Raw genomic sequence first — 12,404 nt, forward strand, 5'->3', positions numbered from 1 at the left:
CCCCCTCCGCCCACCAAGGCGCGCTGCGGCAAACTGCGGCAATCGGCCCCATGCCGGCTCTATGGTCGTTGCCCGCCCCCTGTAGGAGCGCGCTTGCGCGCGATCCCGCGCCTACCCAACCAACGCAGCCATCACATGCTGCGGATCGTTCCGAATAGCCCTTAGCAACGCCCGCGCCGGCCCGGTCGGCTCGCGCCGCCCCTGTTCCCAGTTGCGCAGGGTGCCAACATCGACATCGAGCACCTTGGCGAAGTTCGGCTGGGAAAGCCCTGTGCTCTCGCGAATCGCCTTAACGGCGGCCGGGTCGACATGGAATTCGCGCGACGGCGCGCGCTTTCCGCGGTGAATCTCGTCCATTTGCTGGACGCTTTCGAGAAGCTCATCGAAGAAAGTGTTCATAGAAACTGCCTCGGCACGTCAGTCGTGGTTCGTCATAACGACACGAAAGGCGCATAGTGCGCCAATGACTTACGTGCGTCAATGACTCACTAAGGAGTGCCCGTGCCTAGAAAAGAAAACCCGCCAGGCGGCGGGTTTCTCTGGTAACGAATACCAACGCTCGATCAGAGCACGTAGACAAACAAGAACAAGGCCAGCCACACCACGTCGACGAAGTGCCAGTACCACGCCACGGCTTCGAAGCCGAAGTGGTCATCCTTCGTGAAGTGGCCCTTGGCGCAGCGCAGCCAGATGATCGCCAGCATGATCGTGCCCAGCGTCACGTGCATGCCGTGGAAGCCGGTGAGCATGAAGAACGTGGCGCCGTACACGCCGCTGCCCAGCGTGAGATTGAAGTGCTCGTACGCCTCGGCGTACTCATGCGCCTGGCAGAACAGGAAGGTGGCGCCCAACAGCACGGTGGCGCCCAGGCCGATGAGCAACGCCTTGCGGTGCCCGGCCTTCAGCGCGTGGTGCGCGATGGTGATGGTGACGCCCGACGACAGCAGGATCAGCGTGTTCAGCAGGGGCAGGCCCCACGCCGCGATGGTATGGAACGAGCCGCCGATCTTGTCGGGGCCGCCGCCACCGGAAGCACCCCACGCCGCGCTGTAGTTCTCCCACACGAACTGGTGGGTGAGCACGCCGTGGCCTTCACCGCCCAGCCAGGGCACCGAGAAGATGCGGGCGTAGAACAGTGCGCCGAAGAACGCCCCGAAGAACATCACCTCGGAGAAGATGAACCACATCATGCCCATGCGGAACGAGCGGTCCACCTGGCCGTTGTAGTTGCCGGCCATCGATTCGTTGATGACCGAGCGGAACCAGCCGAAGAACATGCCCAGGATCATGACCAGGCCGACCCAGAACACGGTCTTGCCGAAGCCGGATTCACCGGGTTCTGCATTGAGCCAGTGCGCGGCACCGAACACGGTGACGAACATGGACACGGCGGCCACGATGGGCCACTGGCTCTTGCTCGGTACGTAATAAGCGTCGTGTTGCTGGTGACCCATGCTGGTTTCCCGTGGAAGTCGCTTGTTGGCCGTTACAGCTTCAACATCTGCACGATCGACAGGACGAAGATGCCCAGCGCCACGCAGCCCGCGATCCACGCGGTGCGGCGGGCGCGTTTGCGCCGTTCATCCATTGCACTGTCGACCATGGCGTTCATCGATCAATGATCCGTGTGGCCGTGCGCCAGCTCATCGTCATGGATGACCGGCGGCACATCGAAGGTGTGGTGCGGGGCGGGCGACGGCACCGTCCACTCCAGGCCCTTCGCACCTTCCCACGAGCGGTCGGCAGCCTTCTTCTTCGAGAAGTAGACGCAGTGCACGATCACGCCCAGGAAGATCAGCTGGGAGGCGCCGAACCAGAAGCCGCCGATCGAGCTGATCATGTTGAAGTTGGCGAAGGCCACGTTGTAATCCGGGATACGGCGCGGCATGCCGGCCAGGCCCAGGAAGTGCTGCGGGAAGAACAACACGTTGACCGAGATGACGCTGGACCAGAAGTGGATCTTGCCCCAGGTCTCGCTGTACATGTTGCCCGACCACTTCGGCAGCCAGTAGTACGCGGCAGCCATGATCGAGAACGCGGCGCCGGTGACCAGCACGTAGTGGAAGTGCGCGACCACGAAGTACGTATCGTGGTACTGGAAGTCGGCCGGGGCCAGCGCCAGCATCAGGCCGGAGAAGCCGCCGATGGTGAACAGGATGACGAACGCGATGGAGAACAGCATCGGCGTTTCAAACGTCATCGAGCCGCCCCACATGGTGCTGACCCAGTTGAACACCTTCACGCCAGTCGGCACGGCGATGAGCATGGTGGCGTACATGAAGAAGATTTCCGCGCCCATCGGCAGGCCCACGGCGAACATGTGGTGGGCCCAGACGATGAACGAGAGGAAGGCGATCGACGCGATGGCGAACACCATGGCCTTGTAGCCAAAGATCGGCTTGCGGGCGAAGGTGGGGATGATCTCCGAAATGATCCCGAACGCCGGCAGGATCATGATGTACACCTCGGGGTGCCCGAAGAACCAGAAGATGTGCTGGTAAAGCACCGGATCACCGCCGCCGGCGGCATTGAAGAAGTTCGTGTGGAAATACTTGTCGGTGAGCAGCATGGTCACCGCGCCCGCCAGCACCGGCATCACCGCGATAAGCAGGAACGCAGTAATCAGCCAGCTCCACACGAACACCGGCATCTTCAGCAGATCCATGCCCGGTGCACGCATGTTGAGGATGGTGGCGATGATGTTGATCGCGCCCATGATCGAGCTGATACCCATCAGGTGGACCGCGAACACCACGTAGGCGATCGACTCACCCTGCAGCGACAGCGGCGGATACATGGTCCAGCCACCGGCGGGGCCACCGCCGGGCATGAACAACGTGCTCAGCAGCAGCGTGAAGGCGAACGGCATGATCCAGAACGACAGGTTGTTCATGCGCGGCAGCGCCATGTCCGGCGCGCCAACCATGAGCGGGATCATCCAGTTCGCCAGACCCACGAACGAGGGCATGATGGCGCCGAAGATCATGACCAGCGCGTGCATCGTCGTCATTTCATTAAAGAAATACGGCTGCACCAGCTGCATGCCTGGCTTGAACAGCTCCGCGCGGATCACCATCGCGAAGGCGCCGCCGATGAAGAACATCAGCAAGGCGAAAACCAGGTAAAGCGTTCCGATGTCCTTGTGGTTCGTGGACATCACCCAGCGCTGGAAGAAACCCTGCGGGGCGCCGTGGTGTTCGTGGTGGTCGTGGGTGGCATCGTGCGCCATGGGCCTTGCACCTCTACCTTGGACTTAAACGGACTGGGACGTGGGAGGAATCAGCCCTGGGGGGCCGTGACGGGGGTTGCCTGGGCTGTCTGTGCGGCCTTCTGCACCTTCGCCTCGTCTTCCTGGGTGGCCAGCCACTGTTCGAATTCAGCCTTGGGCACGGCCTTGACCACGATCGGCATGAAGCCGTGGTCCTGGCCGCAAAGTTCGGCGCACTGGCCGCGATAGACGCCAGGCTCCTTCAGGTTCGTCCAGGCCGAGTTGGCGATGCCCGGGATCGCGTCCATCTTCCAGCCCAGCGCTGGCACCCACCACGAGTGGATGACGTCGCCGCCGACAATGATGAAGCGGATCTTGACGCCCACGGGCACCACGAGCGGCTTATCCACATCGAGCAGGTAGGTTTTATAGCCGTCGACCTGGATCTTCTCCGGATCGAGGTTGGACTTGAGCTGGCGGGTGCGGTCGGAGGTTTCTTCCAGCTTGGACATGAAGCCCACGCGGTCGACCGGCTTGCCCTTGTACTCGACGTAGTCGTAGCGCCACTTCCACTGGTAGCCGGTGACCTTGATGGTCATCTCCGAGCCCGTGGTATCGGCGAAGCTGGTCAGGCCGCCGGTGGCGAGCTTGGCCAGGAAGATAAGGATGATGACGGGGATGACCGTCCAGACGATTTCCAGCTTCGTGCTGTGCGTCCACTTTTCCGCCACGGCGCCGCGTGACTTACGGAAGCGGAACATCGCCACGAACATGGCGCCGAAGACCACGATGCCAATGACGACGCAGACCCACAGCGCCACCATGTGCATGCCATAGGGGGACCACTCCGCCGCACCCTTGGTCATGTTGAGCTGGTCGGGTTCCGGGTTGGCCCTGGCCACCCCACCCGAGAGCGCTAGTACCACGCCTGCCGTCCACGCCGAAACCAATCGTCCGATGCCGCCAGATGTCATGTTTGCACCTTTAGTGAACCTACCTGCGCGACTGATCCATCACTTCGGACAGAAGCACCATGAGTTTCCTTGACACCTCGACCCTTTCCTCTTCCCCAAGAAAAGCGCCGATTTCGAGCTCGTTGCCGTGCGATGTGATCAAGAGCCGCTGGCGACCTTCCCCCGGCGCCAGCCCGATGCGTACCCAATATGTCTGGAAACGACGCACCCGTCGACCCGGTAGCAACCGCACCTCCAGCGTATCCGGGCCAATGGCAATGCGTTCACCCCTGTCGCCGGCCCGCCAGGCCGCGCCAAGCGCGAACCCCAGGACGAACGCTTCGAGCAGTGCGAAGAAGGGAGCAAAGACGTTCCCCTGCCACGCGCCAAACGCCGCGGTCGCCAGGGCCAACGCCGAAAGCCCGATGATCAGCCGACGCAGGCCGCGCTTGTCCAGCGCGCGGTTGGGCCGAAGCCACACTACGCGCGGGTGACCCGCGACGGTCGGTCGAAGCACGAACATGGGAATCCGGCGTGCCTGGAACATTGGGATCATAGGGCGGCGGCGAAGATGCGGCAAGGACGGGTGCCGCAAGGACGGTTGTCGCCGGTAGTACGACGCACGCACGCGGTAAGTGCTTGATGGCGAAGCACGCCCGCCGTGCGGTGCCTCGGCGGGCGCCCAACCGCCCCGCGTTACCGGGCCCCGCGGGCCCCACCCCGCAGCGCACCACACACTCGGCCCCGCGCTCCCTTACAATGGGCGGTCTCCCCGTCCCCCATAGCACCCCGTGAATCCCTCCATTCTCAGTCCCGAACTCCCCACCGGTGCCGAGCCGGCGCGCGCGCGCATTACCGCCGCGTGGCTGCGCGACGAAACCGAGGCCGTCAACGACCTCCTGGCCCAGGCCACGCTGCCCCCGACCGAGCGCGAACACGTCATCGACGTGGCCGCCGGCCTGGTGACCCGCGTCCGCGCCCGCGCCAAGGACCAGAGCGCCGTCGAATCCTTCATGCGCCAGTACGACCTTTCCTCCGAGGAAGGCGTCCTGCTGATGTGCGTGGCCGAAGCGCTGCTGCGCATCCCCGACAAGGCCACCGCCGACAAGCTGATCCGCGACAAGCTGGGCGATGCCGACTGGAAGAAGCACCTGGGCCAGAGCGAGTCCGTGTTCGTCAACGCCTCCACCTGGGGCCTGATGCTCACCGGCCACCTGGTGAACCTGGCCGAAGAAACCCGCCACGACTTCACCTCCGCCCTGCGCCGCCTTGTAGGCCGCGCGGGCGAGCCGGTGGTGCGCCTGGCTGTCCGCCAGGCCATGCGCATCATGGGCCACCAGTTCGTGATGGGACGCACGATCAAGGAAGCCCTGGACCGCTCCGAGGAGAAAGAGCACTCGGTGTACCGCTACTCGTACGACATGCTCGGCGAATCAGCGCTCACCCAGGCGACGGCCGAGCGTTACCAGCAGGATTACCGCGACGCGATCAACGCGCTCGGTGCCCGCGGTCCGTTCAAGAGCAACGTGGAAGCCCCGTCGATCTCGGTGAAGCTTTCCGCCCTGCACCCGCGTTACGAAGTGGGCAACCGTGCCCGCGCTCGCGCGGAGCTGGGCGCCAAGCTGCTCGAGCTCTCGCAGCTGGCGTTCAAGAACGGCATCGCGCTCTCGGTCGATGCCGAGGAAACCGATCGCCTGGAACTGTCGCTCGACATCATCGGCGATGTATTCGCTCACCCGTCGCTGGAAGGCTGGAACGGCCTGGGCATCGTGATCCAGGGCTACCAGAAGCGTGCGCCGTTCGTGATCGACTGGGTGGTCGAGAAGGCCCGCGCCACCGGCCGCCGCTGGTTCGTGCGCCTGGTGAAGGGCGCCTACTGGGATGCCGAGATCAAGCGCGCCCAGGAAAACGGCTTGAGCGGCTACCCGGTGTACACGCGCAAGCCGAACACCGATGTGAGCTACCTGGCCTGCGCGCACCGCCTGTTCAATGCGGGCAGCGACCTGGTCTACCCGCAGTTCGCCACGCACAACGCGCACACCATCGCCGCGATCCACCATATCGCCAAGGGCCGCCCGTACGAGAACCAGCGCCTGCACGGCATGGGCGCGGACCTGTACGCGGAAGTGATCGGCAAGGACAAGCTCAATGTCCCGTGCCGCGTGTACGCGCCGGTGGGTACGCATGAAGACCTGCTGCCGTACCTGGTACGCCGCCTGCTCGAGAACGGCGCCAACACGAGCTTCGTCAACCGCGTGGTCGACGAAAGCGTGCCGGTGCGCGACCTGGTCGCCGACCCGTGCGAAATCGTGCGCGCCTTCGCCTCCATCCCCCACCCCCGCATTCCCCTGCCGGTCAATCTGTACGGCGAACTCCGGAAGAACTCCATGGGCATGAACTTCGCAAACGACAACGAGCTGAACGAGCTCGCCGACGCCGTCAACCGTCACTCCGGCCCGTGGACGGCCGCTCCGCTGGTCGCCGGTGGCGCCGCGGGTGGTACGAAGCAGGAAGTGACCGACCCGTCGGACCGCCGCCGCATCATCGGCACCGTCGAGAACGCCAACGAAGGCATGGTCGATGCCGCGCTGCGCGCCGGCGTCGCCGCCCAGCCGGGCTGGGACCGCCTGCCGGCCGCCAGCCGCGCCGCCATCCTTGAGCACGCGGCCGAGCAGCTCGAGCACAACCGTGCCGAGTTCATCGCCATGTGCGTGCGCGAAGCCGGCAAGAGCCTGCCCGATGCGATCGCGGAAATCCGCGAAGCCGCTGACTTCCTGCGCTACTACGCCACCATGGCGCGCCGCCTGTTCGGCCAGCCGGAACAGCTGCCCGGCCCCACCGGCGAAAGCAACCAGCTGTTCCTCAATGGCCGCGGCGTGTTCGTCTGCATCAGCCCGTGGAACTTCCCGCTCGCCATCTTCCTGGGCCAGGTCGCTGCCGCGCTCGCCGCCGGCAACGCCGTCATCGCCAAGCCCGCCGAGCAGACTGCGCTGATCGGCTACGCCGCGGTGAAGCTGCTGCACGCTGCCGGCGTACCGACCGATGTGCTGCAGTTCCTGCCGGGCGATGGCGCCACGGTCGGCGCCGCCCTCACCCGCGACAAGCGCGTCGCCGGCGTCGCGTTCACTGGTTCCACGGATACCGCCTGGGCGATCAACCGCGCCCTCGCTGCACGCAACGCCCCCATCGCCGCGCTGATCGCCGAGACCGGTGGCCAGAACGCGATGATCGCCGACTCTTCGGCCCTGCCCGAGCAGATCGTGAAGGACGTGATCAACTCGGCGTTCCAGTCGGCCGGCCAGCGTTGCTCGGCCGCGCGCATCCTGTTCGTGCAGGAAGATATCGCCGACAAGGTGATCGGCATGCTCGCCGGTGCCATGGCCGAGCTGAAGGTCGGTGACCCCGGCCTGCTGTCGACCGACGTCGGCCCGGTGATCGACGAAGACGCGCGCCAGATCCTGGTCGACCACGCGGCACGCATGGACCGCGAAGCAAAGAAGATTGCCGAAGTCGCGCTGCCGGAAGGCACGGCGAACGGCACGTTCTTCGCGCCGCGCGCTTACGAGATCCCGTCGCTGGAAACGCTGACCCGCGAAATCTTCGGTCCGGTGCTGCACGTCATCCGCTGGAAGGGTTCGGACCTGGCCAAGGTCGTCGAGCAGATCAACGACACCGGCTTCGGCCTGACGCTCGGCATCCACAGCCGCATCGACGACACCATCGAGTACATCTCGTCGCGCGCCAAGGTCGGCAACTGCTACGTCAACCGCAACCAGATCGGTGCAGTGGTCGGCGTGCAGCCGTTCGGCGGCGAAGGCCTCAGCGGCACTGGCCCCAAGGCCGGCGGCCCGCACTACCTGCTGCGCTTCGCCGGTGAGCGCACGCTCACGATCAACACCACGGCGGCGGGCGGTAATGCATCGCTGCTGACGATCGGCGAATAAGCGAAAGCGGCAACGTGAGACCTAAGGCCGCGCTCCGCCAGGGGCGCGGCCTTTTTCATGCGCCTACAACAAAAGGCCTATTGCGCCGCACGCGCCTGCGATAGACGCTTTTTGCACAACCTCGCCGGCCGGTACCCGGCGTCCACCACCCTAGCTGGAGGACAGCGACATGATGTCGCCCGGTACCGCGTATGCGTCTCTCAAGGTCAATCCTGTTCCGAAAGCCAGCAAGGTCTCATCGAGGCCACGCCTGCGCCAGTTGGTGGATCGACCAGACCTCCTCGAACACATCAGCTCCCGCCTGGGGCCCCATGCCTTGACCGTGGATTTCTCGCGCGCGGGCTTCCACGCCATCCCCGGGAATACGTTCAGGGAATTCGAGGAGCTGATCATTTTTGCCGGTTTGAATGGCCTGGTCATCAGTAGCAGCATGGACGGGAATCGAACGTTTCTGACGGGCATCAAGGGGCGCCACAATGAGTGCCTGATCCTGTTTCGCCACGCCTATGGCAAGGTGACTTGCCGGTTGGGCGTGGGCAATCTCGGGGCAGACGCGCACGTGGGCTTCCTCACGCACACCACGTTCAAGGAAGCATGGCGTGCTGAATACGGCAAACAGCCGGATGCGCGCGTGCCCGACGACCCGGCTTTCTGGACCGATCTTCCCTTTGCGGCGACTCAGCTCAACGAACTCCAGGGCATCGTGTGGCGTGGGGGTACGTTGTGCATTGAGCGAATCACGTTGGAGCCGTGAGGTTATCGCGCGCAAGTGCGCTCCTACACAAGACCTGCGCAGGCTCAGTCGTTCCCGGAACGATGCAGGAGCGTGCTTGCACGCGATGCACGTTCGCGACGCGCGCCAAAAGAAAAGGGCCCCTTGCGGGGCCCCTTCGGTTTACTTCAACCCACGATCCTTGAGCATCGGTTCGATGCTCGGCTCCTTGCCGCGGAAATCGCGGTAGAGCTTGCCCAGCTCCACGGTGTTGCCGCGCGAGAGAATCTTGTCGCGGAAGATCTGGCCGTTTTCGCGGGTCAGGCCGCCATGCTCCTTGAACCACTCGAACGCATCGGAATCGAGCATCTGCGTCCACAGGTAGGCGTAGTAGCCCGCAGCGTAACCATTACCCCAGATGTGCTGGAAGTAGCTGGAGCGGTAACGCGGCGGCACCTGCGGTAGCGTGAAACCGACCTTCTTCAGTGCATCGGCTTCGAACTTGTCCACGTCCTGCTTGGGCGCATCGGCCGGCAGCATGTGCCACTTCATATCGAGCAGCGCGGCCGAGATGAGCTCGCTCATGGCGTAGCCCTGGTTGAAGCTGGAGGCCTTCTTGATCTTCGCCACCAGCTCGGCCGGCATCGGCTCACCGGTCTTGTAGTTCTTGGCGAAGTTGGCAAAGACCTTCGGATCCGAGGCCCACTGTTCGTTGAACTGCGAGGGGAATTCGACGAAGTCACGCGCGGTGTTCGCACCCGACAGCGACGGGTACTTCGCATCGGAGAACATGCCGTGCAGCGCATGGCCGAACTCGTGGAACATGGTGGTCACGTCATCCCACGACAGCAGCGCGGGCTGGCCGGCGGCGGGCTTGGTGAAGTTGGCCACGTTGAACACGACCGGCTTGGTGCCCATCAGGTGCGACTGGCCCACCAGGTTATCCATCCAGGCGCCGCCGTTCTTGTTATCGCGCTTGAAGTAATCGCAATAGAACAGCGCCATGGAGGTGCCATCCTTGTCGAACACTTCGAACACGCGGACATCCGGCTGGTACACCGGGATATCCTTGCGCTCCTTGAACGTGATGCCGTACAGCTGGTTGGCGGCGTAGAACACGCCGTTCTGCAGCACGTTATCCAGCTCGAAGTACGGGCGGACCTGCGATTCGTCGAGGTCGTACTTGGCCTTGCGCACCTTCTCGGCGTAATGGTCCCAATCCCAGGCCTGCACCTGGAAGCCACCCTTCTCCTGGTCGATCACATCCTGGATGTCCTTCGACTCGGACTTGGCGCGCGCGACGGCGGCGGGCACCAGGCGCTCCATGAACTTCTCGGCGGCCTCCGGCGTCTTCGCCATCTGGTCGTCGAGCTTCCATGCAGCGTAGTTCTTGAAGCCCAGCAGCTTGGCGCGCTCGGCACGCAGCTGCGCAATGCGGGCAGCGGTGTCGCGCGTATCGTTGGCATCGTTGTGCTCGGCACGCTCCCACGAGGCCTTGAACAGCTTCTCGCGGGTATCGCGGTCGTTCATCGGCTGCAGCTCGGGCTGCTGCGTGGTGTTCTGCAGCGGGAATACGTATTTGCCTTCCAGGCCGCGGCCCTTCGCGGCATCGGCGGCGGCAGCGATGTCCGCATCCGACAGGCCATCGAGCGCCTTCTTGTCGTCAACAACCAGCGCCGCCGCCTTGGTCGCGGCCAGCAGCTTGTTGGTGAACTGCGTGCTGAGCGTGGATTCTTCCTTGTTGATCTCCTTCAGGCGGGTCTTGTCCGCCTCGGAGAGCTTCGCGCCAGCGTGCACGAAGTCCTGGTACTTCACTTCGAGCAGGCGCTTCGATTCCGGATCGAGGTTCAGCGAATCGCGCTTGTTGTAGAGCGTCTCAATACGCTTGAACAGCTTGTCGTTGAGGTAGATGGCGTCGCTGTGCTCGGCGAGCTTCGGCGCTTCGTCTTCTTCCACCTTCTGCAGCGTGTCATTGGTATTGGCGCCGGTCAGCGCGCCAAAGACCATCTGTGCGCGCGTCAGCAGCACGCCGGACTTCTCGAGGGCGACGACCGTGTTATCGAAGGTCGGCTCGTCGGCCGAATTCGCGATGGCCTCGACCTCGGCCAGCTCCTGCTTCATGCCTTCTTCGATCGCCGGCTGGAAGTCGGCATCGGTGATCTTGTCGAAGGCCGGTGCCTGGAACGGCAGCGTGCTGGCGGTGAGCAGCGGGTTCTCGTGCGCGGCAGGGGCCGCAGCGGCCGTGCCCGCAGAGGCCGGCGCCGGTGCAGTGGAGGCAGGCGCCGGGGCGGCGGCCTTGTCGGCATCGTTCGAGGACGAGCAGGCGGTGGTGAGGGCGATCGAAGTGGCGATCACGAGCGTGCGTACCTTCATGGACAGGCGGTCCCCTGGCGTGTTCGAAAGCGAGGACTCTAGCCGTGGCAGGGCACAGGGGACAACCGCCACAGGTACTGCGCTGATTGTTGCGCTGCGGCGGCGGGCATCACCGGGTTATTTCGTATCCCGCAATTCCCAGCTACTGCCAATCAGCAGGTTCAATCGGTGCTTCACGATCCGCATGGGCAGGCTGGTCGTCAGTGCCACATCGTTCCGATCAATCGGAGACAGCTCGCCCTTGGCACTGGCGCCGGGATCGGTGGCACCCAGGCTGGGGTCCACCTCATCCGGGTCGGGCTGTTTGGCGCGCCAGCGCTGGAACAGGCTATCGCTGCGCATCGCGTCGGCCAGCGCCGCCGCCAGTGCATCCGGGCCGATGCCCTCGAATGAAAGCTCGGGATCGGGACCCTTCGCCTTCGCCATGTCTTTTACCGAAAGAAAGTACGTGGTCATGGGTTCCTCTTAAGCCGGGCGCTGTGAACGCCCCGTCAGGCCAGCGGGGCCAGGTCGAGCAGCAGGGCCGCGTCGGCCGGTGCGACCCGCCAGGGCAGCACGCCCAGGCACGGCGCGGGCAGGAGGCGCCGCAGGGTGTCGACGTTTTCGTCGCGAAGGAGCATGTCGGGCTCCACGAGGTTCGCGATCCAACCGGCGAGATGGCATCCATCGGCCTGGATGGCCCGCGCGGTAAGCCGGGCGTGGCTGATGCAGCCCAGGCGAACGCCCACGACCATCACCACCGGCAGTTTCCAGCGGATGGGCAGTGCTTCGGCGGAGATCGTGTCCGATAGCGGCACCATCCACCCACCGACGCCCTCGACGACCACCCGGTCGTAGTCCCGGCCAAGGGCCGCGAAGGCGGCATCCATCGGCTCCCAGGCCACGGTGACGCCCTCGCGCGCGGCAGCCAGATGGGGCGAAACCGCCTCCGCCAGCGCGATCGGGTTCACCAGGTCATAGGGCGGCTGCGGGTCGCTGGCGGCCTGCAGGTCCAGGGCGTCCTGGTTGCGCAGCCCTTCGCGCAGGCGAGCGGAACCACTGGCGACCGGTTTCATCCCGGCGACGCGTTCACCGGCCTGGCGAAAGGCGTGGACCAGGGTCTGGGCGCCGTGGGTCTTGCCGATGCCGGTGTCGGTTCCGGTCACGAAGAGGTGTCGCGGCATGGGGAAAGCAGCCTTGCGGAAGCGGGGACGTGGCACCATACACGGCTTGCC

Annotated in this window: 11 protein-coding genes; 2 read left to right on the forward strand and 9 right to left on the reverse strand. The window is 64.6% G+C overall.

Annotation, left to right across the window (positions count from 1 at the left end; genetic code table 11):
* Positions 1 to 111: 111 nt before the first annotated feature.
* From nadS to L2Y97_RS20010, 6 genes are all read right to left on the reverse strand, one after another.
* Positions 112 to 399, reverse strand: coding sequence for a NadS family protein (gene nadS / locus L2Y97_RS19990; protein WP_247430140.1), 288 nt, complete (start codon positions 397 to 399; stop codon positions 112 to 114).
* Between the two features lie 164 nt (positions 400 to 563).
* On the reverse strand, positions 564 to 1,454 hold the full coding sequence (locus tag L2Y97_RS19995; protein WP_247430142.1) for a cytochrome c oxidase subunit 3: 891 nt from the start codon (positions 1,452 to 1,454) through the stop codon (positions 564 to 566).
* A gap of 32 nt (positions 1,455 to 1,486) precedes the next feature.
* Positions 1,487 to 1,612, reverse strand: a complete 126-nt coding sequence (locus L2Y97_RS22410; RefSeq protein WP_256452060.1) for a hypothetical protein — start codon at positions 1,610 to 1,612, stop codon at positions 1,487 to 1,489.
* A 3-nt stretch (positions 1,613 to 1,615) separates the two neighbouring features.
* Positions 1,616 to 3,229, reverse strand: a complete 1,614-nt coding sequence (ctaD, locus tag L2Y97_RS20000) for a cytochrome c oxidase subunit I (protein WP_247430145.1) — start codon at positions 3,227 to 3,229, stop codon at positions 1,616 to 1,618.
* Between the two features lie 50 nt (positions 3,230 to 3,279).
* Positions 3,280 to 4,182: a cytochrome c oxidase subunit II gene (gene coxB, locus L2Y97_RS20005; protein ID WP_247430148.1), complete on the reverse strand. Its 903-nt coding sequence runs from the start codon at positions 4,180 to 4,182 to the stop codon at positions 3,280 to 3,282.
* Positions 4,183 to 4,201: 19 nt separating this feature from the next.
* On the reverse strand, positions 4,202 to 4,684 hold the full coding sequence (locus L2Y97_RS20010) for a DUF2244 domain-containing protein (RefSeq protein WP_247430150.1): 483 nt from the start codon (positions 4,682 to 4,684) through the stop codon (positions 4,202 to 4,204).
* Between the two features lie 268 nt (positions 4,685 to 4,952).
* On the opposite strand from L2Y97_RS20010, the gene putA reads away from it, so the two are divergent.
* A complete protein-coding gene (gene putA / locus L2Y97_RS20015) occupies positions 4,953 to 8,105 on the forward strand; it encodes a bifunctional proline dehydrogenase/L-glutamate gamma-semialdehyde dehydrogenase PutA (protein ID WP_247430153.1) in 3,153 nt (1,050 codons plus the stop codon).
* Between the two features lie 316 nt (positions 8,106 to 8,421).
* Positions 8,422 to 8,859, forward strand: coding sequence for a hypothetical protein (locus L2Y97_RS20020; RefSeq protein WP_247430155.1), 438 nt, complete (start codon positions 8,422 to 8,424; stop codon positions 8,857 to 8,859).
* A gap of 141 nt (positions 8,860 to 9,000) precedes the next feature.
* Here the strand turns inward: L2Y97_RS20020 and dcp are convergent, their stop codons facing one another.
* From dcp to bioD, 3 genes are all read right to left on the reverse strand, one after another.
* Entirely contained in the window at positions 9,001 to 11,190 is a 2,190-nt protein-coding gene (gene dcp / locus L2Y97_RS20025; RefSeq protein WP_247430158.1) for a peptidyl-dipeptidase Dcp, read from the reverse strand.
* Positions 11,191 to 11,307: 117 nt separating this feature from the next.
* Positions 11,308 to 11,646 (reverse strand): hypothetical protein, encoded by a 339-nt coding sequence (locus L2Y97_RS20030; RefSeq protein ID WP_247430161.1) that lies wholly within the window; start codon positions 11,644 to 11,646, stop codon positions 11,308 to 11,310.
* Between the two features lie 35 nt (positions 11,647 to 11,681).
* Positions 11,682 to 12,353, reverse strand: coding sequence for a dethiobiotin synthase (gene bioD / locus L2Y97_RS20035; RefSeq protein WP_247430164.1), 672 nt, complete (start codon positions 12,351 to 12,353; stop codon positions 11,682 to 11,684).
* Positions 12,354 to 12,404: the final 51 nt, after the last annotated feature.

The organism is Luteibacter aegosomatissinici (assembly GCF_023078495.1).
GTDB classification, from domain to species: domain Bacteria; phylum Pseudomonadota; class Gammaproteobacteria; order Xanthomonadales; family Rhodanobacteraceae; genus Luteibacter; species Luteibacter aegosomatissinici.

Coding starts and splice junctions, on each gene's coding strand:
- ctaD (WP_247430145.1), bottom strand. CDS start 3,229: ATGGCGCACGATGCCACCCACGACCACCACGAACACCACGGCGCCCCG.
- coxB (WP_247430148.1), bottom strand. CDS start 4,182: ATGACATCTGGCGGCATCGGACGATTGGTTTCGGCGTGGACGGCAGGC.
- L2Y97_RS22410 (WP_256452060.1), bottom strand. CDS start 1,612: ATGAACGCCATGGTCGACAGTGCAATGGATGAACGGCGCAAACGCGCC.
- nadS (WP_247430140.1), bottom strand. CDS start 399: ATGAACACTTTCTTCGATGAGCTTCTCGAAAGCGTCCAGCAAATGGAC.
- dcp (WP_247430158.1), bottom strand. CDS start 11,190: ATGAAGGTACGCACGCTCGTGATCGCCACTTCGATCGCCCTCACCACC.
- bioD (WP_247430164.1), bottom strand. CDS start 12,353: ATGCCGCGACACCTCTTCGTGACCGGAACCGACACCGGCATCGGCAAG.
- L2Y97_RS19995 (WP_247430142.1), bottom strand. CDS start 1,454: ATGGGTCACCAGCAACACGACGCTTATTACGTACCGAGCAAGAGCCAG.
- L2Y97_RS20030 (WP_247430161.1), bottom strand. CDS start 11,646: ATGACCACGTACTTTCTTTCGGTAAAAGACATGGCGAAGGCGAAGGGT.
- L2Y97_RS20010 (WP_247430150.1), bottom strand. CDS start 4,684: ATGTTCGTGCTTCGACCGACCGTCGCGGGTCACCCGCGCGTAGTGTGG.